The 21,536-nt window shown below is 65.6% G+C and carries 22 protein-coding genes and 1 riboswitch; of the genes, 9 read left to right on the forward strand and 13 right to left on the reverse strand.

Translation table 11 applies throughout. The features are described from left to right. The first annotated feature begins 312 nt into the window (after positions 1–312). The gene (locus G3N62_RS01615) at positions 313–1,785 is read left to right on the forward strand and encodes a DNA-3-methyladenine glycosylase 2 family protein (RefSeq protein WP_059559836.1); all 1,473 of its coding nucleotides are present in this window, start codon (positions 313–315) and stop codon (positions 1,783–1,785) included. Continuing rightward, a complete protein-coding gene (locus G3N62_RS01620; protein WP_124670120.1) occupies positions 1,782–2,315 on the forward strand; it encodes a methylated-DNA--[protein]-cysteine S-methyltransferase in 534 nt (177 codons plus the stop codon). The genes G3N62_RS01615 and G3N62_RS01620 overlap by 4 nt, the downstream gene beginning before the upstream one ends. Before the next feature lie 13 nt (positions 2,316–2,328). On the opposite strand, the gene G3N62_RS01625 is transcribed toward G3N62_RS01620, so the two are convergent. Beyond that, a complete protein-coding gene (locus tag G3N62_RS01625) occupies positions 2,329–3,147 on the reverse strand; it encodes a helix-turn-helix transcriptional regulator (protein WP_034188455.1) in 819 nt (272 codons plus the stop codon). 77 nt (positions 3,148–3,224) lie between these two features. On the opposite strand from G3N62_RS01625, the gene panB reads away from it, so the two are divergent. Then, complete coding sequence (gene panB / locus G3N62_RS01630; protein ID WP_124670121.1) at positions 3,225–4,079, forward strand: 3-methyl-2-oxobutanoate hydroxymethyltransferase; 855 nt, start codon at positions 3,225–3,227, stop codon at positions 4,077–4,079. 24 nt (positions 4,080–4,103) lie between these two features. Here the strand turns inward: panB and G3N62_RS01635 are convergent, their stop codons facing one another. Then, on the reverse strand, positions 4,104–4,595 hold the full coding sequence (locus G3N62_RS01635; RefSeq protein ID WP_034188457.1) for an Lrp/AsnC family transcriptional regulator: 492 nt from the start codon (positions 4,593–4,595) through the stop codon (positions 4,104–4,106). A gap of 157 nt (positions 4,596–4,752) precedes the next feature. Here G3N62_RS01635 and glmS point away from each other — a divergent pair, with 157 nt between their 5' ends. From glmS to G3N62_RS01660, 5 genes are all read left to right on the forward strand, one after another. Continuing rightward, positions 4,753–6,582 carry a glutamine--fructose-6-phosphate transaminase (isomerizing) gene (gene glmS / locus G3N62_RS01640; RefSeq protein WP_124670122.1) on the forward strand — a complete coding sequence of 610 codons (1,830 nt, stop codon included), beginning with the start codon at positions 4,753–4,755 and terminating at the stop codon, positions 6,580–6,582. 252 nt (positions 6,583–6,834) lie between these two features. Next, a complete protein-coding gene (locus G3N62_RS01645) occupies positions 6,835–7,272 on the forward strand; it encodes a hypothetical protein (protein ID WP_051700987.1) in 438 nt (145 codons plus the stop codon). Between the two features lie 22 nt (positions 7,273–7,294). Further along, entirely contained in the window at positions 7,295–7,549 is a 255-nt protein-coding gene (locus G3N62_RS01650) for a DUF2933 domain-containing protein (RefSeq protein ID WP_080287846.1), read from the forward strand. Then, positions 7,533–8,186, forward strand: coding sequence for an isoprenylcysteine carboxylmethyltransferase family protein (locus G3N62_RS01655; RefSeq protein ID WP_034188459.1), 654 nt, complete (start codon positions 7,533–7,535; stop codon positions 8,184–8,186). The genes G3N62_RS01650 and G3N62_RS01655 overlap by 17 nt, the downstream gene beginning before the upstream one ends. Before the next feature lie 228 nt (positions 8,187–8,414). Beyond that, the gene (locus G3N62_RS01660) at positions 8,415–10,778 is read left to right on the forward strand and encodes a heavy metal translocating P-type ATPase (protein WP_124670192.1); all 2,364 of its coding nucleotides are present in this window, start codon (positions 8,415–8,417) and stop codon (positions 10,776–10,778) included. Positions 10,779–11,005: 227 nt separating this feature from the next. Here the strand turns inward: G3N62_RS01660 and G3N62_RS01665 are convergent, their stop codons facing one another. The 3 genes from G3N62_RS01665 to G3N62_RS01675 all read right to left on the reverse strand — a co-directional run bounded on the left by G3N62_RS01665 (position 11,006) and on the right by G3N62_RS01675 (position 13,472). Continuing rightward, a complete protein-coding gene (locus G3N62_RS01665) occupies positions 11,006–11,326 on the reverse strand; it encodes a hypothetical protein (RefSeq protein WP_185733085.1) in 321 nt (106 codons plus the stop codon). Positions 11,327–11,368: 42 nt separating this feature from the next. After that, positions 11,369–11,472, reverse strand: a riboswitch (SAM-I-IV-variant riboswitch). Positions 11,473–11,623: 151 nt separating this feature from the next. Continuing rightward, positions 11,624–12,436, reverse strand: a complete 813-nt coding sequence (locus G3N62_RS01670) for a hypothetical protein (protein WP_124670193.1) — start codon at positions 12,434–12,436, stop codon at positions 11,624–11,626. Positions 12,437–12,656: 220 nt separating this feature from the next. Then, positions 12,657–13,472 carry a helix-turn-helix domain-containing protein gene (locus G3N62_RS01675; protein ID WP_124670123.1) on the reverse strand — a complete coding sequence of 272 codons (816 nt, stop codon included), beginning with the start codon at positions 13,470–13,472 and terminating at the stop codon, positions 12,657–12,659. A gap of 122 nt (positions 13,473–13,594) precedes the next feature. Here G3N62_RS01675 and G3N62_RS01680 point away from each other — a divergent pair, with 122 nt between their 5' ends. After that, complete coding sequence (locus G3N62_RS01680) at positions 13,595–14,254, forward strand: glutathione S-transferase family protein (RefSeq protein WP_124670124.1); 660 nt, start codon at positions 13,595–13,597, stop codon at positions 14,252–14,254. Positions 14,255–14,321: 67 nt separating this feature from the next. On the opposite strand, the gene G3N62_RS01685 is transcribed toward G3N62_RS01680, so the two are convergent. From G3N62_RS01685 to G3N62_RS01720, 8 genes are all read right to left on the reverse strand, one after another. After that, on the reverse strand, positions 14,322–15,410 hold the full coding sequence (locus G3N62_RS01685) for a porin (RefSeq protein WP_124670125.1): 1,089 nt from the start codon (positions 15,408–15,410) through the stop codon (positions 14,322–14,324). Between the two features lie 197 nt (positions 15,411–15,607). After that, positions 15,608–15,943: a Rieske 2Fe-2S domain-containing protein gene (locus tag G3N62_RS01690; RefSeq protein WP_049034746.1), complete on the reverse strand. Its 336-nt coding sequence runs from the start codon at positions 15,941–15,943 to the stop codon at positions 15,608–15,610. 3 nt (positions 15,944–15,946) lie between these two features. Continuing rightward, positions 15,947–16,258: a YciI family protein gene (locus G3N62_RS01695; protein WP_034188464.1), complete on the reverse strand. Its 312-nt coding sequence runs from the start codon at positions 16,256–16,258 to the stop codon at positions 15,947–15,949. Between the two features lie 62 nt (positions 16,259–16,320). Then, positions 16,321–17,388, reverse strand: a complete 1,068-nt coding sequence (locus tag G3N62_RS01700; RefSeq protein WP_124670126.1) for a maleylacetate reductase — start codon at positions 17,386–17,388, stop codon at positions 16,321–16,323. A 7-nt stretch (positions 17,389–17,395) separates the two neighbouring features. Further along, positions 17,396–18,862 (reverse strand): aldehyde dehydrogenase family protein, encoded by a 1,467-nt coding sequence (locus G3N62_RS01705; protein ID WP_034188466.1) that lies wholly within the window; start codon positions 18,860–18,862, stop codon positions 17,396–17,398. Positions 18,863–18,912: 50 nt separating this feature from the next. Next, the gene (locus G3N62_RS01710; protein WP_124670127.1) at positions 18,913–19,932 is read right to left on the reverse strand and encodes a hydroxyquinol 1,2-dioxygenase; all 1,020 of its coding nucleotides are present in this window, start codon (positions 19,930–19,932) and stop codon (positions 18,913–18,915) included. Between the two features lie 37 nt (positions 19,933–19,969). Then, positions 19,970–20,464: a hydroxyquinol 1,2-dioxygenase gene (locus G3N62_RS01715; RefSeq protein WP_069704443.1), complete on the reverse strand. Its 495-nt coding sequence runs from the start codon at positions 20,462–20,464 to the stop codon at positions 19,970–19,972. Positions 20,465–20,579: 115 nt separating this feature from the next. Continuing rightward, the gene (locus G3N62_RS01720) at positions 20,580–21,509 is read right to left on the reverse strand and encodes a LysR family transcriptional regulator (protein ID WP_034188469.1); all 930 of its coding nucleotides are present in this window, start codon (positions 21,507–21,509) and stop codon (positions 20,580–20,582) included. Positions 21,510–21,536: the final 27 nt, after the last annotated feature.

Consider the following 21,536-nt stretch of genomic DNA (forward strand, 5'->3'; position numbering starts at 1 on the left):
TCTCCGATGCGCGGCCGCGCCCGTCGCGCCGCACTGGGTTCGTTGACCGGCGACCGGCGCCGGGGCGGACGGCCCGCGCTGACGCGCGGGCCCTTTCGCCAATCAGTCTGGAAAACGTTTTTCAAAGGATAGGGCGTCTGCCGGCGCCCTGTCAGTCGGGGATTTCGATGAGTCATCTCAAATTGATCGCGGCAAAAGAGACGACTGTTTCGCAGCGTGGCATTAACCGTTTTTCCCGGATTTTCCCGACGCGCGCGCAGACGGGCGGCCGCCGATACACATGTCCGATTCCAGCCAGAATGCGGCACGGAGATGGGTTACAGTCGCCCCATGCGCCTCGATCCCGATACCTGCTACGACGCCCTGCTTGCGCGGAACCGCCGCTTCGACGGCTGGTTCTTCGTCGGCGTGGCGACGACCGGGGTGTACTGCCGCCCCGTCTGCCCGGTGAAGCCGCCGAAGGCGCGGAACTGCAGCTACTACCCGACCGCCGCCGCGGCCGAGAAAGCCGGGTTCCGGCCCTGCATGCGCTGCCGCCCCGAGCTCGCGCCCGGCCACGGGCTGCTCGACCTGTCCGGCAATCTCGCCGACGCGGCCGCGACGCTGATCGAGGACGGTTTCCTGAATGCGCACGGCGTCGACGCGCTCGCGCAGCGCGTCGGCGTGACCGAGCGGCATCTGCGACGGATCTTCGGCGCGCAGTTCGGCGTGTCGCCGGTCGAGTTCGCGCAGACGCACCGCCTGCTGATGGCCAAGCGGCTGCTGACCGACACCGCGCTGCCGCTGGCCGTCGTCGCATCGACGGCCGGATTCGGCAGCGTGCGACGCTTCAACGACCTGTTCCGCCAACGCTATGGCCTCAACCCGCTGCGGCTGCGCAAGGGCGCCGGTGCCGCCGCCGGCGACATGACGTTCCCGCTGCCGTACCGGCCGCCGTTCGCGTGGGACGAGCTGATGCGTTTTCTCGCCCAGCGGCAGATCGACGGCGTCGAGCGGATCGATGCACGGGGTTATGCGCGCGCCGTCGCCATGCCGAACCGGAACGACGGCGGCCGCGTGACGGGCTGGCTGTCCGTCGCACACGTGCCGCAGCGCTTCGCGCTGGCCGTCACCGTGTCGCCCGCGCTGACGCCGGTCGTCCCGGCCGTGCTCGCGCGCGTGCGGCGGCTGTTCGATCTCGACAGCCGGCCCGACGTGATCGACGCGCATCTCGGCGAGCTCGCGCACGGCTCGCCGGGCCTGCGCGTGCCCGGCGCGTTCGACGGCCTCGAGATCGCGATCCGCGCGATCGCGGGCGAGCAGCTTGCGGCGGCGGATGCGTGTACGGGTACGCCCGTGCCGGCACGCCTCGCAGAACGTTTCGGCGCGTCGGTCGAAGGTGCGCCGCCGGGCCTCGCGCATGCGCTGCCGTGCGCCGCGACGCTGGCCGCCCTGCCGCCTGCGGCCCTCGAAACGATCGGCATCCCGCGCGAGACGGCGCGCGCCATCGTGTCGCTCGCGCGCGCGGTCGACGACGGCACACTCGCGCTCGAACCGATGGCGCCGCTCGACGCGACGCTCGCCGCGTTGCGCGCGATGCCCGGCTTCGACGAACGCGCGGTGCAGTACGTCGCGATGCGTGCGATGGCCTGGCCGAATGCGTTCCCCGCGGACGATACGTGGCTTCCCGCCCGCAACGAACGCGCGACCCTGCCATCATCCGCGCCGCATGCGGCGCGCTGGGCGCCGTGGCGCGCGTATGCCGCACTGCATGTGTGGCGCCTCCAAGGAGATGCAGCGCGATGACTCCCGCTCACCTGATTCCGAGCCCGCTGGGCGACATCGCCGTGCGCATCGAGGACGATGCGTTGACGGGCCTGTACTTCGTCGGCCAGAAATACTTTCCGCCGGTGACGATCGTGACCGAAGCGGACGCACACCCGATGTCGCCGATCGCGCGCAAGGTCGCGGAGGAAATCGCCGAATATTTCACCGGCACGCGCGACACGTTCTCGGTGCCGATCCACCTGCGCGGCACCGCGTTTCAGCGCCGCGTATGGAAGGAACTGCTCGCGATTCCGTTCGGCGAACGCGTGTCGTACGGCGACATCACCGAGCGCGTCGGGTTGCCGATGAGCGGCGCGCGCGCCGTCGGCGGCGCGGTCGGCCGCAATCCGGTATCGATCATCGTGCCGTGCCATCGCGTGGTCGGCGCGTCGGGCAGCCTGACCGGTTACGCGGGCGGCATCGATCGCAAGCGCGCGTTGCTGTCGCTCGAAGGCGCCGGGTTCTCGCGCGGCGCGTCCCATCCAGTGCAGCAGGCGCTCGCGTTCTGAGCGACGCTGCGCATCACGCGCTCAACGCCGGCCGGCGCGCTTCACGCTTCGCATACGCGCCGGGCGTCACGCCGAACTTCGCCTGGAACAGCGCGATGAACGACGACGTCGAGTCGTAACCCAGTTGCGCGGCCACCGTGCCGATCGGCTCGCCCGCGTCGAGCAGCGGCAATGACGCGAGCAGCCGCACGGCCTGCCGCCATTCGGTGAACGACAACCCCGTGTCCTGCCGGAACAGCCGCGACAACGTGCGCCGCGTCGCGCCGACCTGATGGCCCCATTCGTCGAGACTGCGCGTATCGCCCGGCGCGGCATGCAACGCACGCGCGATTTTCAGCAGACGCGGATCGCGCGGCAGCGGCACCGTCAGCGGCGCCGGCTGCATGCGCGCGATCCGGTCGGCGATCAGACACACGAGCGCGCCGTCCGGCCCCGTCTCGTCGTAGTTCACCGGCAACTCGCCCGTCGCGATCACCAGCTCGCGCAGCAGCGGCGTCATGCACAGGATCGTGCAGTCGCCGTTCACGTCGTCGCGCGCGATCGCTGCATCGAGATACAGGCTGTGGAACGCGACGCAATCGCGCGTCGATACCGCATGCGGCACGTGCGGCGGAATCCACATCGCATAGTGCGGCGGCAGCAGTTGCCGGCCCGACGGCGTCGACACCTCGAGCACGCCGCTCGTCGCATACATCAGCTGCGCCCACGGATGACTGTGCGCGTCGACGCTGACGTTGCCGGGAATGCCGAACGCGCGCACGTACAGCGGCCTCGGCAGCCGCGCCATCGGAGGCACCGCGTAAGGGTCGGCCGATTGTCCCGCCAGCAACATAAGACGTCCTCCGAAGGTCATTGCGCGAACGCATGCGATGCTACCGTGGCGGCTCTTCATTCACACGGCTTCCGTTCATGAGCGCTCACACCCGCACCACCCGCAAGACCGTCACCGCGATCCGTTCGACCAAGGGCATCGGCAGCCTCGTCGCGCTGACCGCGTATTCCGCGCCGATGGCGAAACTCGTCGACGACGTGGCCGACGTGATCATCGTCGGCGACTCCGTCGGCATGGTGCTGTACGGAATGCCCGATACGCTGCGCGTCACGCTCGACATGATGATTGCACACGGCGCGGCCGTCGTACGCGGCGCCGCGCAGGCGTGCGTCGTCGTCGACCTGCCGTTCTCGACGTTCCAGGAATCGCCCGCCCAGGCCTATCGTTCGGCCGCGCGCCTGCTCGCCGAAACCGGTGCGCAGGCCGTGAAGCTCGAAGGCGGCTGCGAGATGGCCGACACGATCCGCTTCCTGACCGATCGCGGCATCCCGGTGATGGCGCACGTCGGCCTCATGCCGCAGCAGGCCAACGCGACGGGCGGCTTCCGCGCGCAGGGGATGGACCCGCATTCGGCCGCGCACGTGTTCGACGCCGCGTGCGCGGCCGAGCGGGCCGGCGCGTTCAGCGTGGTGATCGAAGGCACCGCCGAAGCGCTCGCGCGCCACCTGACCGACACGCTGACGATCCCGACGATCGGCATCGGCGCGTCGCCCGCATGCGACGGCCAGGTGCTCGTGACCGAGGACATGGTCGGCGCGTTCGATGCGTACACACCGCGCTTCGTGAAGCGCTACGCCGACGCGAATGCGGTGATGCGCGACGCGATCCGGCAGTATGCGCACGACGTGCGGGAGCGCGTGTTTCCGGAGCCCGCGCATTGCTTCGGATACGGCAAGCCGCTGCAACTGCCGGAGGCGCCTGCGGTTGCGTGATGCGGATCGAACGGTATGGTCAGGTCACGCGCGTTTGCGCGTCGCATGCGCGACCCGTGCGTTCGCTTCGAATTTCGCGCGATGCGTCGAGAAGAACGTTCGCACGTTGCGGACGTTCGATGCGCCGGTGAACAGCCGTCGCGCGAATTCGTCGTATTCGGCGACGTCGGCCAGATCGGCCACCACGACGAAATCGGGCCCCGGGGACACGCGGTAGCACTGCGTGACGGCCGGCTCCGCGCAGACGTAGGTTTCGAACGCGTCGTAGTCCTCGGCTGTCTGCCGGTCGAGACTGATCTCGATCAGTGCGGTGACGGCCGTACCGATCGCGACCGGGTCGAGCACCGCGACCTGCCGGCGGATCACGCCCGCCTCCGTCAGACGCCGTACGCGGCGCATGCAGGTCGGCGGCGACGACAGCGCCCGCTCGGCCAGTTGCAGGTTCGACACCGACGCATCCTCCTGCAGGATCGCGAGGATGCGCAGGTCGAGATCGTCGAGGGTGATGCCGGCCATCGGCGGCTCCTTCCGGTCAAGGGAGTGAAATTTAATTTCAATATGATAGATGATCTACGTTACGTTTCATTTTCATTTGATTTTTGAAATTTAATTCCACTCAGCCCGCCCTACCATCGCTCTCACTGATCCAGACAGGACATTTACGGAGCGCGATATGTGTGGAATTGTCGGGGCGGTCGCCCAGCGGGACATCCTGCCGAACCTGGTCGACGGCCTGAAGCGGCTCGAATACCGCGGCTACGATTCGTGCGGCGTCGTGGTCTATCGCGACCGGACGCTCGCGCGGGCGCGCAGCGTCGACCGCGTGGCCAACCTGCAGCGCGACATCGCCGCGCAGGCGCTGTCCGGTTACACGGGCATCGCGCATACGCGCTGGGCCACGCACGGCGCGCCCGTCACGCTCAACGCGCATCCGCACTTCTCGCCGAGCGACGCCAATGCGCGCATCGCGCTGTCGCATAACGGCATCATCGAGAACTGCGATCAACTGCGCGTGGAGTTGCAGGCGCACGGTTATGTGTTCGCGAGCCAGACCGACAGCGAGGCGATCGCGCACCTGATCGATCACCTGTACGACGGCGATCTGTTCGATGCGGTGCGGCGGGCGGTGGCGCGGCTGCGCGGCAGCTACGCGATCGCGGTGATGTGCCGCGACGAGCCGCACCGGATCGTCGGCGCGCGCGACGGGATGCCGCTCGTGGTCGGGGTCGGCGAAGGCGAGAATTTCCTGGCGTCCGATGCGATCGCGCTGTCGGGCATCACCGATCGCATCGCGTATCTGGAGAACGGCGACGTCGCCGACATTCAGCTGCATCGCTACTGGATCGTCGACGCGAACGGCCAGCGCGTCGAGCGCGCGGTGCAACGCGTCGCCGCGCATAGCGGCGCGGCCGATCTCGGGTCGTACCGCTACTACATGCAGAAGGAGATCTTCGAGCAGCCGCAGGCTGTGGCCGATACGCTGCTCGACGTGTCGTCGATCATGCCCGAGCTGTTCGGCGACGGTGCGTGGCGCGTGTTCAACGATGTCGACTCGGTGCTGCTGCTCGCGTGCGGCGGCAGTTATCACGCGGCGCTGACCGCGAAGTACTGGATCGAGAGCATCGCCAAGCTGCCGGCGAGCGTCGAGATCGCGAGCGAGTTTCGTTATCGCGACGGCGTGCCGAATCCGCGCACGCTGGTGGTCGCGGTGTCGCAGAGCGGCGAGACGGCCGACGTGCTCGGCGCGGTGCATGTTGCGAAGAAGAGCGGGATGATGCATACGCTCGCGATCTGCAACGTCTCGACGAGCGCGTTGATGCGCGAATGCGCGCTGCAGTTCGTGACGCGCGCGGGCATCGAGATCGGCGTGGCGTCGACGAAGGCGTTCACGACGCAGCTCGTTGCGTTGTTCCTGTTGACGTTGTCGCTGGCGCAGGTGCGCGGGCGGTTGAGCGACGACGAGGAGAAGACGCATCTGCGCGCGCTGCGGCACCTGCCCGATGCGATGTCGAAAGTGCTCGCGCTGGAGCCGCAGATCATGGGGTGGTCGGAGTTGCTCGCACGACGCGACAACATGCTGTTTCTCGGGCGCGGGATGCATTACCCGATCGCGCTGGAAGGCGCGCTGAAGATGAAGGAGATTTCGTATATCCATGCGGAGGCTTATCCGGCCGGCGAGCTGAAGCACGGGCCGCTCGCGCTCGTCAGTAACGAGATGCCCGTGATCGCGGTCGCGCCGAACGACATGCTGCTCGAAAAGCTCCGGTCGAACATGCATGAGGTCAGCGCGCGGAACGGACGGCTGTTCGTGTTCGCGGATGTGGACTGCGGGCTGGTGCCGGGCGAGGGGATCGAGGTGATTCGGCTCAACGAGTATTACGGGCCGCTATCGCCGATCCTGCATACGGTGCCGATGCAGCTGCTCGCGTATCACGCGGCGCTGGCGCGGGGGACGGATATTGATAAACCGAGGAATCTGGCGAAGTCGGTGACGGTGGAGTGAAGCCTGTTTTTTGCGCAATTTCGGCACGATGAAAAAAGCGTTCCGCGCCCCGTCCAGTTAGGTTTTTCGGAGAATTTGTCTCCCTCCACGAAACGCTCCGGCCTTCACCCCCTCGTCTTCGCTCTGGATCGCGTTATGGCCGCGCTACATATGAAGAATTCAGTGCGTGATTCGTTGAGCCACGTCAAGCCATCGGAGGGGCGTCGGCATAGAGTGGTTTCAGGGTTCGACCGCCTCCCGAGAACCGCGCTCATGGAGAACAAGATGGCAATCCCGCAAAAACTCGCCATTGCAATTGCGACGCTCGGCATGGTCAGTGCCGCTGCAATCGCTGGTACGCCGGCAGCCAGCGACAGTGCAGCACACGACGCCCATCATCCGAATAAAGCAACCGCAAAAGCGCCGAGCAAGTCGAAACGCGACGCGGACGACCAAATGCAGGCCATGCGCGTCATGCACGAAAAGATGATGAACGCGAAGACGCCTGAAGAACGCGCCGCCCTGATGGACGAACAGATGAAAGTCATGCAAAACGGCATGAGCATGATGGAAATGATGGGGCCTCCCTCGTCCGGCATGCCGATGTCGTCGCGGCGGGGAAGCATGGAAATGCGCATGGACATGATGCAAATGATGATGCAGGCAATGATGGACCGTCAGGCTGCTCGGGAGCATCCGGCCGAGAAGTGACGGTACGAAATGGGAGACTGCCGTGGATGACAACTCGCATGGCGACCGGCCGTTCTGGAAATCGCGGTCAGCCGTTGCACTCATCGCGTTCACCGCAATAGCGCTGGTCCTCCTGCTTTCCGAACACCGCGCCCACTTCCTTGGGGCGCTGCCCTATCTGCTGTTGCTCTCGTGCCCGCTGATGCATCTGTTTATGCACCATGGACACGGGCACCACGGGACGAAATCGACCGACAGGCGTCCTGATTCAGGAGACGGTCATGACCAGCATCGGTGACGGTTACGGGCTATGGAGCCTCGTCGTTATCAATTCTCTTGTCTTCATCATCTTCGCGTTCAGCTTCTTCAAGCCGGCAACCAAGCGGGACTGGCGAACGTTCGGCGGGTTCTCTGCCTTCATCGTCGCGCTATTTGCGGAAATGTACGGATTTCCGCTCACCCTCTATTTGCTGTCGGGTTGGTTGCAGACGCGCTTTCCGCAAACGAATTTGCTGTCTCACGACGCAGGGCACCTCTGGTGGACCTTGACCGGCCGGCACGGCGACCCGCATGGCGGACTGCCGCATCTTCTCAGCTTCTTCCTGATACTGGGCGGCTTCTACTTGCTGTCCACAGCCTGGCACGTACTGTATGAAGCGCAACGCGACAAAGAGCTGGCCACCACCGGCCCCTACGCGAAAATCCGGCATCCTCAGTACGTCGGGTTCGTCGTCATCATGCTGGGCTTCCTGCTCCAATGGCCCACGCTCGTGACTTTGGCCATGTTCCCCATCCTGGTCTTCATGTACGTTCGACTCGCGATACAGGAGGAGCGCGATTCGGAGGCGAAGTTCGGCGCTGCGTGGCGTGAATATGCGGCACATACGCCGCGCTTTGTGCCGAACTTGTCTGGAAAACGCCCGGCTCACCCGTAGCTGGCACTGCCGCCCGGAATGAATGTTGCTCCCGCCCTATCGCTCAGGCGTCTTCCGACGATTCGGCAATGTAATCTCACTGTACGCAACCGAGATACCGGCCAGCCTCAATGGAAGCGGAACGGATGAGCAAAGGAGCGTCAAATGAGCGGCCAACCCGGCGAAGACAAGCTTCATCACCCACGGATTTCCGAGCACGTGTCGTCGGGCGAACATCACGCTCGCGAGATGGACAAGCACGACCATCCCGCCGGGCACGAACACGACGCACATGCTCATCACCGTGAGGGCCAGGACGAGCGCGTTCGTTCCACCGATTCGCTTCGCGACCCTGTCTGTGGAATGACGGTGACCGATGAGTCACGCTTCCGCCGCGAACACAATGGCAGGTGGTACACGTTCTGCAGCCAGGCCTGCTTGACGAAATTCGAGGCTGCACCGTCCAGGTACGTTGAGCCTTCGACCATTGAGCAACCACAAGCAGTGCCCGGGGGCACCATCTACACGTGTCCGATGCACCCGGAAATTCGCCAGGACCATCCCGGGCAATGTCCGAAGTGCGGCATGACCCTGGAACCGATTCTGCCCAGCGACGACGAAGACGACAATCCGGAGCTGGCCGATTTCCAACGCCGATTCTGGTGGACGTTGCCACTGACCGTCGCAGTCTTCGTCCTGGCGATGTTCGGTCATCGCCTCAGATTGATGGACGTCGGCACCGGGAGCTGGATCGAGTTCGTCATCTCCACACCGGTCGTCCTGTGGGCAGGACTGCCGTTCTTCGAGCGGTGCGTGCGCTCATTCATGAACCGCAGCCCCAACATGTGGACGCTCATCGGGCTCGGGACAGGCGCGGCCTACATCTACAGCGTCATCGCCACCCTCTTCCCCGGCGTGTTTCCCGATACGTACAGTGCGCACGGCCGAGTCAGCGTATATTTCGAGGCGGCGGCAGTCATCATTTCGCTAACGCTTCTCGGGCAGCTGCTCGAACTGAAGGCCCGCTCGCAAACGACCGCCGCCATCAAGGCACTCCTCGGGCTCGCGCCCAAGACTGCGCGGCGCGTCAACCCGGACGGCTCCGAAGAAGACATTCCGTTGCCCCATGTTCATGTCGGAGACATTCTTCGTGTGCGGCCGGGCGAGAAAGTCCCCGTCGACGGTGTGGTGACGGACGGCACGAGTTCGGTCGACGAGTCCATGATTACCGGCGAGCCCATTCCCGTCACGAAGCGTGTTGGCGACCACATCATCGGCGCAACGATGAACGCGACGGGCAGTCTCCTCATCCGCTCCGAGAAAGTCGGCGCCCAGACCGTCCTGTCGCAGATCGTGCAGATGGTCGCGCAGGCGCAGCGCTCCCGTGCCCCCATGCAACGTATGGCCGACAAGGTCGCCGGCGTATTTGTCGTCGGGGTCGTCAGCGTTGCGCTTCTGACGTTCTTCGTGTGGGGCATCCTTGGCCCCGAGCCCAGCTGGGTGTTCGGTCTCATCAATGCGGTGGCGGTGCTCATCATTGCATGTCCGTGTGCGCTGGGCCTGGCGACGCCCATGTCCATCATGGTCGCGAGCGGAAAAGGCGCCACAAACGGAATTCTCTTTCGCGATGCGGCTGCGATCGAAAATTTGCGCAAGGTCGACGTGCTCCTTGTCGACAAGACGGGGACGCTGACGGAAGGGCGTCCCGCGTTCGAGCAAGCCGTAGGCGCAAACGGATACACGACCGACGAAGTGCTTCGTCTGGCGGCAAGTCTCGATCAAGGCAGCGAGCATCCGCTTGCGGCAGCCATCGTTGCGGCAGCCCGTGAGAAGAAGCTGACTTTGGACCGCACGGAAAATTTTGGATCCGCAACGGGTATCGGCGTGAGAGGAATGGTCGCGGGCAAGAGACTTGCACTCGGCAACACCGCGCTGATGCAGACTGACGGCGTATCCGTCGAATCGCTGTCCAACAAGGCGGACAGCCTGCGTGCACAAGGCGCCAGCGTCATGTATCTGGCAGTCGACGGCAGTTTGGCCGGACTGCTGGCGGTCGCCGATCCGATAAAGCTGACCACGCCGGAGGCACTTTCGACATTGAGGGCGAACGGAATTCGAGTCGTGATGGCGACCGGTGACGGTGTGGTCACGGCCCAGGCGGTGGCCGAAAAGCTCGCCGTCGACGAATTCCATGGCGAGGTGAAACCTGCCGACAAGCTCGATCTGGTGACACGGCTTCAGCAAGCCCGGCATGTCGTCGCGATGGCTGGCGACGGTATAAACGACGCCCCCGCGCTTGCCAAGGCCGATGTCGGCGTAGCCATGGGAACAGGCACGGATGTGGCGATGAGCAGCGCTCAGGTGACGCTCGTCAAGGGCGACTTGCGCGGTATCGCGCGTGCTCGAAAGCTGTCCGAGGCAACCGTCGCAAACATGAAGCAGAATCTTGGCTTCGCGTTCGTTTACAACGCGCTCGGGGTTCCGTTGGCGGCCGGCGTTCTTTACCCGTTCACGGGGCTGCTACTCTCGCCGATGATTGCAGCGTTGGCGATGAGCCTGAGTTCGGCCTCGGTCATCTTGAACGCGCTGAGATTGCGTAACGCCAAAATTTGAGCAGCACCGAACCCTGCCGCAATTCGAGCCACCCGCCACGATTCGCTGATGAAGCGTGCGTCAAGGCACTGGCGGGAGACGCGGTCCGGAGAAGTCACGCGCGCAGTTCCACCGGCGGCATACGTCATTCACACGATTGCAAAAGCGCGTGTTCGGATGTTGATGGTGGACACACGATCCGTATGACCTGCACCAACGGGCCGTTGTCCGGTTCATCCGAACGCGCCTCACCCCGCCCGCACGAAATGATGCTCCACCCTCGTGCGCAATACACCATCGAGCGCGGCAAGCCGTTCGCGCAGACGCACCGCCTGCCCTTCCGTCATTTCACCGAGAACGATTTTTTGCTCGAGCACGTCGCCACAGCGGGTGATGGCCCAACGGTCGACCGTCGCCGTTTCACCTTCGAGCACGGCGGCCGCGGTCGAGACGATGCCCGGATTCCGTTTCGATACGAGATGGACGGTATGCGTCAACGTGAAACCGGGAAGGAACCGCGACCAGTCGTCACAGAGGGTCGGGCGGGAAGCGGAGGAAACTTGGCTCATGGTTGCTCCGGATGAAAGGTTATCGAACCGGTGCCAGCCATGCTGCTCCCGTTTCGTTGCCGTCAATCGGCCGCATCGCCTCGAAGGCGTCCACCTTGCCCGGGAGGGCAGGTTGGCGTCGGATAACCCGACTCTGGATGCTTGATGTGTCACGTTCGGCATTTCGAACGTGGGTTCATTATACCGAAAACCTGCCGTCGGGCAAGAAGCCCCGGAAAACGGCGCTTCAGCCGGACCGCATCACCGATCCGGCCCTTGTCTGTCCACACGCCGGCATACCCTCGTCGCCGACACCCGCTACTTCGACAAAGCCAGCTTCTTCGACACCACGACGCCGCTCGACGGGCTCACGAGCCGGATGTCGTGGAGATCCACGTGCAACGTGGAGACCCTCGTCGTGATGTCCGTCGGCTCCTCGATACTCGGATCGGCATGTTCGGTTTGGTCGGTCAGGTAAGGCCGAACCAGGCGCCCGGAAAAAACGAGCGCGAAGTCGCCCTGCGTCCGGGCGTACTCGGCGGGCGAAAGCCGCATGCGGCTACGAACGGTGGTCTTTTTGCCTTCCCCGGCGTCGAGTTCGATGACGTCGACGTGCTGGATGTACCCTTTTGCCTTCGCTTCGGGCGCAATCACGAGCCCGCGCCCTCGTGGCCCCGTCGTGACCTTGCTGAGCAGGATGCCCGTCCGGTCGCCGCGCTCCGCGTCGAACAGGTCGACATCCAGCGTCAACAGGTGCCGCCGCGACCGGTACCTCACCCCGTACCGCACCGGCACCACGAACGTCACGTCACGATCCAGACCGACGGCCGCCAGGTCGGAATTCGATCCGCGCCGGTCGGTCGCACCGGGAACCAGGCCGCGAACCCGGTCGCGCAACGAAGGCGAGCGCGTGCCGACGTGCAGCTTCTGCAGCGCATCGCGGATGGCGGCCGGGTCGTCGCCGACAATCGGCCGGGCCGGCGACGCGTCGCGATTGACGGCCGACGCGATGCGCGTCGCGCCGTCGACAGTCTCCGTCTCTGCGTGCGCGGCGACCGTCGCCAGCATCGTCGCCAGGGCGACGATGCACGCCAGGTTCGAACGACCCCATTTGGATTTCCGGTGAAACACGACACACTCCTGATTGGCTTGCAGATCGATCAACGACGAGCACTATAGGGTGGAATGATCGGCAGCGCACCCCTCGGTGTTGACCGTCACCGAGGGCCGGCTCGCCCCATCATAGGTTCGTTGTCGGCGCGGCGGCAGGCCCACGGGCACACTACCGTGTTGCCCGGCCGACAACAACCAACGGGATGTGCGCTGCGGCGCCCATCGGGCATCCACACACTCATGCCTGCCCGTCCTCCCGCCGATACTCCGCCGGCGCCTTCCCCACCAGCTTGCGAAAATCGCGCGTGAAGTGCGCCTGATCGAAATAGCCGAGCGCCTGCGCGAGTTCCGCCAGATCGACCGGCTGTCCGCCGGCCAGCCGGTCAGCCGCCTCGTGCAGGCGATATCGACAGATCACCCACTTCGGCGTCACCCCCACGTAGTCGGCAAAGAGCTGCTGCAGCGTGCGCTCGCTCAAGCCGGCGCGTTCGGCCAGATCGCGCACCTGCGTGATGCCGATGTCCTGCTGCAGCATCTGCAGCAAGCCGTGGATACGCTCCACCTGAGGATCGGGCGGCGGCAGCACGCGCAACAGCAACGACTCCGCGGCCGATACCATGCCCGCATCGTCCTGCGCACCGAGCACCGCCGCCTCGGCCTGCGCATCGCTGCAGTCGAGCAGCGTCGACACCGGCAGCACCTTGTCGGTCATCAGATGCACGGGCTTGCCGAAAAACGCCCGAAACGCGCCGGGCCGGAATCGCAGCCCGATGACGCGCCCCGTGTCGGCCAGCGTCGTCTCGAATGCGCCGGACACCACGCCGAAAATGCCCGTCTGCCGCCGGTCGAACACCAGGTTCACGCAGGGATACGGCAGCGTGCGCTGCACGTGGGGCGGCTGGTCGCGCAAATCCCATTCGACGATCCAGTGGTGATCGAGCACGCCGGCCAGTGCGGCGCACGGATAGTAGCGATTCAGGCGGAAGCGCTGCAGGGCGGCCCGAGGGCCGACCACGCCCTTGGGGCTATCGGTCACGCTGCGCAGGTCGGACATGGTGTGAACGGCGAGAGGGAATACCGTGATGATGCACCGCCACAGCGGATTTTTCCAAGACGATGCCGCGCGCGCCGGCCTACATTGGACGCCCGCTTCCCGACCACGCCATGGAGTCCGCGATGCCGCCAGACCGCCACCTGATCCTTTACCATTCGCCGCGCAGCCGGTCGGCCGGCGCCCGCATGCTGCTCGAGGAACTGAACGCCGACTATGCACTGCACGCGTTCGACCTGTCCGCCGGCCAGCATCGCGAGCCCGCCTATCGGGCGATCAATCCGCTGGGCAAGGTGCCCGCCCTGCGCCACGGCGACGTGGTCGTCACCGAGCAGGTCGCCGTCTATCTCTATGCGGCGGAACTGTATCCGGAAGCCGGCCTGGCGCCGGCGACGGGCGATCCGCTGCGCGGCTCGTACCTGCGCTGGATGGTGTTCTACGGATCGTGCTTCGAGCCGGCCATCGTCGATCGATCGATGAACCGGCCGCCTGCTCCGTATTCGACGTCACCCTACGGCGACTTCGATACCGTCGTCGACACGAGCGGCGCGCAACTGGCCAACGGGCCTTATCTGCTCGGCGAACGCTTCACCGCAGCGGACGTGCTGTGGGCGTCCGCGCTGAACTGGATCACGATGTTCAAACTGATGCCCGAGACGCCGGCGGTGCGCCACTATCTCGACCGCGTGCTCGCACGCCCCGCCATCCAGCGCGCGCAGGCGGCCGATGCGGCGCTGGCGGCGGAGCAGGACAAGGTGAAGGCGGCCGCCGCATCGGCCGGCTGACGCCGGGAACCCTCGCAGGTGACGGAGCCGGACCCGCGCACCGTCGTGCGGCGTCGACTCCGCTCCCTCAAAACACCGTATGCAACCCGAGCCGAGCCACCGTCTGACTTGCCGAACTCGACGCACCGTTCGGATCGAGCACGCCGTTCACCTGCGCATTCGCGCCGCTATTGGCGCGCTGGTAATCGGCCGACACGTACACCATGGTCCGCTTCGACAACAGGTACTGAAGCGCCACGCTGACCTGGTGCGCGTGGTTGTCGTTCACCGCTTCGTTGCCCTTCATGTACATGTACTTCGCGCCCAGGACGACGTCCGGCCGGATCCGCCACAGGCCGCCCGCTTCCGCCATCCACACACCGGCATCGTTGAACGCATTCCGCACGGTGGTCACCAGTGCCATCGCCTTCACGACACCGAAGTCGTAGTGCATGCCGACGCCCCAGTTGCGCACGCTGGTCGACGGCACGCCCGGCGCCGGGCCATATTTCTCGTTCGTGTATGCCGCGCCCACGCCGAAAGCGCCGATCTCGTAGTTCACGCCGGCACTGACGGCGTTGTCCGCGCCGATCGAGCCGGCCACCCCGCCGAACGCATACATCACGCCGCCGGAAAAGCCCGAGACCGTCGGCGACGTGTACTTGACCGAATTCGCGATCGGCTTGCTGCCTGCCGTGCGGTCCCAGTCGAACGCGCCGGTCGGATTGCCCGGCAGCGCGAGACGCTGGAACGGCCCGTTCCTGAAACCGTACAGCCCCGAGATGTCCCGCCCGATCGCATTCCCCTTGTTGAAAAGCGCGTCGACCATGAAGTCGTATTGATTTCCCAGCGTGATGCTGCCGAACCGGTCGCTGTCGAGGCCGACGTACGCGTTGCGCCCGAAGATCCCGGTCCCGACGATGCTGCCGTTCGCCATCGAGAACTGGTTCACGAGCGCGAACACGGCGCGATATCCGCCGCCGAGGTCTTCGGTGCCGCGCAAGCCGAACAGATTCGGCGCATAGATGCCGTCGTCGAACTTGACGTTCTTGCCGCCGCCCTCGTTGCTGACATACGAGATGCCGGCGTCGATCAGACCGAACATCGTCACACTGCTCTGCGCCCATGCGCCCTGCGCGACGGCAAGCACCGCGAATACGCCAAACCTGAGTTTCATGTTGTCTCCGTCTTTTTTATGGAAATACGAGCCCGTCACCGCGCCAGGCGGCGGGTGCTCGCTTGTTGCCTCGTGGAAAATCGCCCTGATTCGGGCTGCTACATCACCATCAAAATCATGATTAGTTTTACTGATTTATTATCGTGAAATTCTTTACGTGAACCGGTGTCGCACCCTAGTCGATCAGGATCCGTGATTCACGGCTCTCGAGAAATGACCCACGCCGAGGAATCCACGTCAACGGCCACGGCTTCCAGTCCGGCCCCCGTGCACGGCCCGTCGATGCACACGCCGTCGTCGAAGCGGAACAGCGCGCTGTGATGTGCGCACATCAGCACCTGCGACCGATAGCAGGAGACATTGCCCGGCACGTAATCGAGCGGGACGGAAAAGTGCGGGCATCGATTCACGTACGCCCATACCTGCTCGCCACGCCGCACGACGATGACGGGACGCCCGATGCACGCTTCGTCGACGACGCGCGCGCCGCCGTCGGGCACCTCGGAAACGCGGCAGAGTCGTCTCGCTTCCATCGCTCACACCCGCTGCTCGGGGTTGCCGAGGCTCCAGTCCCACGGGCGCACTTCCACGTGCGAGAACAACCCCTCCTTCACATACGGGTCGTTGCCAACGAACCGCATCACCGCATGAATGTCGTCCGCCTCGACGACGAGCAGCGTACCGTTCATCGCGTCGCCCTGCGGGTCGAGCGTCGGGCCGCCGAGCCGCACGACCACGCCGTGCTCGGCGGCCGCACGCAGATAGGTCCGATGAATCGGCCGCACACGGTCGCGCACGTCGCGCATGCCGGGCTGGTCCGTCGCCAATACCGCGAAAAATCGAGCCATGACGATCAGCTCCGGTCGATGGGGTCATTCATCAGTCTTTCTCCATTGGCGCATCACGCCGCTCAACGCGGCGCACGGCCTTCCCATGCGTGCTGAAGCAGCGCGCGAATCGCCGCGCGCTCGATCGGCCGCGGATTCGCATACGGGTTCTTGCATGCGAGATCGGCCGCCTCGTCGAGCCCTTCCCGCGGCATCCCGATCGCGGCGAGCGCCGGCGCGATGCCGAGCTGCTCGTTCAGCCCGAACAGCAACGGGCCGGCGTCGGCCGCGTCGTTCCCGCCCAGCGCCCGCGCGACGCGACGCAACGCATCCGGCGCCGCCGCGTGGTTGTAATGCGCGGTATGCGGCAACATCGCCGCGTGCGTCTGTGCGTGCGGCAGGTTGAACGTGCCGCCGAGGGTGTGACAGAGCTTGTGGTGCAACGCCATGCCGACCGCACCGAGGCAGGTCCCGGCGAGCCACGCGCCATACAGCGCGCGGCTGCGCATCGGCCGGTCCGCCGGATCGCGCACCACGCCAGGCAGCGCTTCGCCGAGCGCGCGAATCGCTTCTTCGGCCATCAGGCTGATCACGGGGTTCGCATCTTCCGCATAGAGCGCCTCGACCGCATGCGCGATCGCATTGACGCCCGACGCCGCCGAAATGCCCGGCGGCAGCGACACCGTCAGCGACGGGTCGTACAGCACGGTACGCGGCAGCACGCGCACATCGCGCCCGGTGCGCTTCAGGCGGCCTTCCGTGAGCCCGTAGATCGGCGTCATCTCCGAGCCGGCATACGTCGTCGGCACGGCCAGGATCGGCAGCGGCGATTCGAGCGCGATGGCCTTGCCCAGCCCGATCGTCGACCCGCCGCCGATCGCGATGCAACAGTCCGCGCCCCGTTCGGCGGCCATCTCGCGGGCCGCGCGCGCGACGTCGACCGGCACGTGCATGACGGCCTGCGCGCACACGCCGGCCGCGCGCTCGCCCAGTATGTCCGTCACCCGGTCGGCGAGAGGCCGTTGTTCGGGTGTGGACAGGATGAGCGCGCGGCGGGCGCCGAGCGTCGCCAGCTCGTCCGGCAGCCTGTCGAGCGCCCCCCATTCGAATACCACGCGGGAGGGCGTGCCCTGATAGACGAAGCGCTCCATGCGAACCTCAGCGCTTGAAGTGCGGCGGCACGTTGCCGTCGACGTTGACCCACACCGATCGCGCTTCCGTGTAGTCGTGCATGGCCTCGAAACCCATCTCGCGGCCGTAGCCCGACTTGCCGACGCCACCGAACGGGCTGCCCGGATTGACGCGCTTGTAGCAGTTGATCCAGCACATGCCGGCGTTGATCCGCGACGCCATCTTGTGGGCACGCGACAGATTCTGGGTCCAGAGGCCGCTGCCGAGCCCGTATTCCGTCGCGTTGGCAATGGCGAGCGCCTCTTCGTCGCTGCCGAAGCGCAACACGGTGACGAACGGGCCGAACACTTCCTCCTGCGCGACGCGATCGTTGGCGCGCTTCGCCTCGATGACCGTCGGGCGCACGTAGTAGCCGTTGGCGAGCGCCGGATCCTGCGGCGCGCTGCCGCCGGTGAGCACGCGGCCGCCCTGCTCGCGCGCGACGTCGACATACGACAGCACGCGCTCGAGGTGCTGCTTCGACGTGAGCGGCCCCATTTCGGTATTCGCATCCAGCGGATTGCCGATGCGGATCGACGACGCGAGCGCGACGAAGCGCTCGAGGAACGCATCCGCGATCCGTTCGTGCAGCACGAGACGCGAGCCCGCGATACACGCCTGCCCCTGGTTGTGAAAGATCGCCCACGCAGCGCCGTTGATCGCCGCATCGAGGTTCGCATCGTCGAACACGATGTTGGCGCCCTTGCCGCCCAGCTCCAGCTGCACGCGCTTCAGGTTGCCCTGCGACGCTTCGACGATCCGCCGGCCGGTCGCGGTCGACCCCGTGAACGCGATCTTGCCGACGCCCGGATGTTCGGCGAGCCGCTGGCCTGCCGTATGACCGTAACCGGGCACGATATTGACGACGCCGGCGGGAAACCCGACTTCCGCCATCAGCTCGACGATGCGCAGCGTCGACAGCGGCGTGATTTCCGACGGCTTGAGCACCACCGTGTTGCCGGCCGCCAGCGCCGGGCCCATCTTCCAGCTCGTGAACATCAGCGGAAAATTCCACGGCACGATCTGGCCGACGACGCCGATCGGCGCGCGCTGCACATAGTTCAGGAAACCGGTCTCGACCGGGATCACCGAGCCTTGCAGCTTGTCGGCCATGCCGCCGAAATAACGAAAGCATGCGGCCGTGCGCGGCACGTCGAGTGAACGCGAATCGCGAATCGGGTGACCGGTATCCAGCGATTCGAGCCGCGCCAGTTCGTCCGCGTTGGCTTCGATCGCATCGGCCAGGCGCAGCAGCAGACGGCCGCGTTCGGCCGCCGGCATCGCCGACCATGTCGGAAAGGCGCGCGTCGCGGCTTCGACGGCCAGGTCGACGTCCGCCGCGGTGGCCGCCGCGATCTTCGCGATGACGGCACCGTCGTGCGGGTTCAGCACGTCGATCGTGCCGCGCTCGACGGCGTCGACGAAACGCCCGTCGATGAAGAGTTGGGTTTGCATGAATCGTCCTCGGTGTAGGGCTGAAGCGGAAGCCGTCGCTGGCGCGCGGCTCAGAACGCGATCGGGTATGGCGCAAGCTCGCCGCTCTCGTAGCGCTGCGGCAGGTCCGGCGTCGCGTTTTCCCAGACCAGCAGCATCGACCGCTTCGTCGAATAGCCCTGGTGGCGGATGTCGGCCGGCATCGCGCAGATGTCGCCCGCGCGCATCGTGATGCGCGCACGCGGCGCGCCGGTGTTCTTGTCGCCGATGTCCCACACGATTTCGTCGGACAGTTGCAGGAACCATTCGACGCGATCGTTGCCGTGGAACACCGGCAGGATGAATTCCTCGGTGGTCGGGCAGAACAGGCTGCGCCCGCACACCGACGTCACCGACGGATTCCACGTCACGTCCGAGCGCGACAGGTACTTGAACAGGTTGAACGCGTGCAGCTCGCCTTCGAAGCCCGGCTCGACGTGCACGTCCGGCTCGTCCTGCGCGACGTCGAGGAACGCGCGGTTGACCGGCAGTGCGTCGCGCAGCGGCGAATCGCCTTCGAGGCCCGGCATGCGGCGCGTCGCGATACGCGTGCGCTCGATCGCCGAGCCGTTGTCGCCGTGCTTGCGCCCGAACGCAGTCCCGGTTTCCTCGGGCGCCGCGAACGGATCGAAGCCTTCGTTCGTCCAGTCGTGCAGCATCGCCTTGAAGGTCGCCATGATCGTCGGCGTGTCGAAGGACTCGGTGTAGTCGACACCGGCATCCTTCAGGATGCCGTTGAAGGTGCCCGCATACATGTCGACCTTGCCGTAGTGATTGCGCGTGCCGAACACGTGGTCGAAGTTCACCCAGCCGTAGAAGAAGCCCCAGGCGACGTCACGCATCATCGCGCGCAGGAACGCATCCGCCGGCATCGCATGCGTGCGCGTCTGGCCTTTCGCGGGCCAGCTGATCTTCACGAAGTATTCGTCGCGCTGGAATTCGAATTCGCCGAGCTGGAAGCGGCGGTAGCCGGTCACGGCATCGGCGTCGGTCGATCGCACCAGATCGGCGGCAAAGCCCGTGGACGGATCGAGGGTGTCGAGGGTGGCCATAACGTGTCTCCTGGAATAGTCGAATGAGGTCGGAAGGTCAGTGCAGGCAGATCTCGGCCCACTTCTCGACGGACAGTTCGCCGAGGACGGTCTGCACGAGCGCGACGCCCGGCCGGCTCGCGGTGAAGCGATACGCGCAGCCGGCCGGCAGCAGCGCCTGATGGCCCTGGCGCAACACGACGTACCCCATGTTCCGGCCGGCCGGCTGCGAGCCGGCGCTCACGGTACCGCGGCCCGATCTCGGCGGGTGGTCGAGCTTGATGAAATCGATCCGGACTTCGCCGTCCATCTGGATCGTGAACTCGTCGTGCGCGCAGGCGAACCACGGCGACTGGCCGTCGGTCCTCAACACTTCGATCACGTATTCGAGATTCTTGCCGGCGACGACCTTTTCATAAGGGGCCGACTTCGATGCCACCTCGAAGACGTTCGAGAAGGCGTAGTGCTGCGCGCTGCCGCTGGTGATTTCGATCTCGCCCTTCCGGTAACCGTCGAGCGAGCCGAAGACGGTGTGGAATGCCGTGCTGGTCATTGCTGTCTCCTGAGTTGAACCGCTTGTTGGATTCCACTCTAGGGGCAACGCACGGCAGCAACAAGGCAACGGACGGCGATTACGGCATTTGCGTTTCGCGAATAATCCGCGCGGCTCAACGCACCCAGCCGCGCGCCAGCAGCGGGAGATCCCACGGCGATTCGTCGCCGATGTATTCGGCGAGGAATTCGACCAGCGCCTTGACCTTCAGCGCCTGTCGCTGCGTCGCGGGATAAACGGCGGCGAAGCTCAGCGGCGCGAGCTGGTAGTCGGTGAGGATCGGCACCAGGCGGCCCGCGACGAGCGCGTCGCTCGCCACGAGCGTCGGCAAACAGACGACCCCGCCGCCGGTCAGCGCGTATTCGCGCAGCAGGTGGACGGAGTTCGAGCGGATCATGCCCGGCAGCTCCATTTCGACGACCTCGTCGCCGCGCGTCATGGTCCAGCGGTTACGTGACGGATAGCCCGAATACAGCGCCGTCGTGTGCTGCAGCAATTCGCGCGGATGTTGTGGCGCACCATGCGCGTCGACGTAGGCGGGTGCCGCGCAAAAGAGACGCCGGACCGTGAACAGCCGTCGCTCGATCAGCGATTCGGAAATCGGCGGGAAGATCTGGAACGCGATGTCGAACCCTTCTTCGACAGGGTCGACCACACGGTCGTTGACGATGATGTCGAGCTGGATGCCCGGGTAGCGCTGATTGAAGGCCGCCAGCGGCGCGCCGAAGTGATCGAGCGCGAAGCCGGGCAGCATCTGGATACGCAGCCGCCCGGTCGGCGTCGCGCGAAGCTCGCGCATCTGGTCCGTCAGCTCGTTGACGCGCCCGACCACCTCCGCGCACTCGCGATAGAACGTCTCGCCCACGTCCGACAGGCGCACGTGGCGCGTGCTGCGATGGAACAACGGCGCGTTGACGAACTTCTCGAGCTGCTGGATGCGATTCGTCACGACCGAACTCGTCACACCCAGCTGCCGCGCGGCCTCCGCGAAGCTGCTCGCCTCGGCCACTCTCACGAATGCCTCGATGCTCAGGAACCGGTCCATACCGCGCCCTTTTTCGACAGCGAAACC

It is taken from the genome of Burkholderia sp. Tr-20355, from assembly GCF_017104685.1.
In the GTDB taxonomy this organism is placed as follows: Bacteria; Pseudomonadota; Gammaproteobacteria; order Burkholderiales; family Burkholderiaceae; genus Burkholderia; species Burkholderia seminalis.

What these genes read in the sequence shown, in the direction of transcription:
- G3N62_RS01700 (WP_124670126.1), bottom strand. Translation starts at nt 17,388, where the DNA reads ATGGAGCGCTTCGTCTATCAGGGCACGCCCTCCCGCGTGGTATTCGAA.
- G3N62_RS01625 (WP_034188455.1), bottom strand. Translation starts at nt 3,147, where the DNA reads ATGTTGCTGGCGGGACAATCGGCCGACCCTTACGCGGTGCCTCCGATG.
- glmS (WP_124670122.1), top strand. Translation starts at nt 4,753, where the DNA reads ATGTGTGGAATTGTCGGGGCGGTCGCCCAGCGGGACATCCTGCCGAAC.
- G3N62_RS01645 (WP_051700987.1), top strand. Translation starts at nt 6,835, where the DNA reads ATGGAGAACAAGATGGCAATCCCGCAAAAACTCGCCATTGCAATTGCG.
- panB (WP_124670121.1), top strand. Translation starts at nt 3,225, where the DNA reads ATGAGCGCTCACACCCGCACCACCCGCAAGACCGTCACCGCGATCCGT.
- G3N62_RS01620 (WP_124670120.1), top strand. Translation starts at nt 1,782, where the DNA reads ATGACTCCCGCTCACCTGATTCCGAGCCCGCTGGGCGACATCGCCGTG.
- G3N62_RS01675 (WP_124670123.1), bottom strand. Translation starts at nt 13,472, where the DNA reads ATGTCCGACCTGCGCAGCGTGACCGATAGCCCCAAGGGCGTGGTCGGC.
- G3N62_RS01655 (WP_034188459.1), top strand. Translation starts at nt 7,533, where the DNA reads ATGACCAGCATCGGTGACGGTTACGGGCTATGGAGCCTCGTCGTTATC.
- G3N62_RS01710 (WP_124670127.1), bottom strand. Translation starts at nt 19,932, where the DNA reads ATGGCCACCCTCGACACCCTCGATCCGTCCACGGGCTTTGCCGCCGAT.
- G3N62_RS01690 (WP_049034746.1), bottom strand. Translation starts at nt 15,943, where the DNA reads ATGGAAGCGAGACGACTCTGCCGCGTTTCCGAGGTGCCCGACGGCGGC.
- G3N62_RS01705 (WP_034188466.1), bottom strand. Translation starts at nt 18,862, where the DNA reads ATGCAAACCCAACTCTTCATCGACGGGCGTTTCGTCGACGCCGTCGAG.
- G3N62_RS01695 (WP_034188464.1), bottom strand. Translation starts at nt 16,258, where the DNA reads ATGGCTCGATTTTTCGCGGTATTGGCGACGGACCAGCCCGGCATGCGC.
- G3N62_RS01680 (WP_124670124.1), top strand. Translation starts at nt 13,595, where the DNA reads ATGCCGCCAGACCGCCACCTGATCCTTTACCATTCGCCGCGCAGCCGG.
- G3N62_RS01660 (WP_124670192.1), top strand. Translation starts at nt 8,415, where the DNA reads ATGGACAAGCACGACCATCCCGCCGGGCACGAACACGACGCACATGCT.
- G3N62_RS01615 (WP_059559836.1), top strand. Translation starts at nt 313, where the DNA reads ATGGGTTACAGTCGCCCCATGCGCCTCGATCCCGATACCTGCTACGAC.
- G3N62_RS01715 (WP_069704443.1), bottom strand. Translation starts at nt 20,464, where the DNA reads ATGACCAGCACGGCATTCCACACCGTCTTCGGCTCGCTCGACGGTTAC.
- G3N62_RS01685 (WP_124670125.1), bottom strand. Translation starts at nt 15,410, where the DNA reads ATGAAACTCAGGTTTGGCGTATTCGCGGTGCTTGCCGTCGCGCAGGGC.
- G3N62_RS01665 (WP_185733085.1), bottom strand. Translation starts at nt 11,326, where the DNA reads ATGAGCCAAGTTTCCTCCGCTTCCCGCCCGACCCTCTGTGACGACTGG.
- G3N62_RS01635 (WP_034188457.1), bottom strand. Translation starts at nt 4,595, where the DNA reads ATGGCCGGCATCACCCTCGACGATCTCGACCTGCGCATCCTCGCGATC.
- G3N62_RS01720 (WP_034188469.1), bottom strand. Translation starts at nt 21,509, where the DNA reads ATGGACCGGTTCCTGAGCATCGAGGCATTCGTGAGAGTGGCCGAGGCG.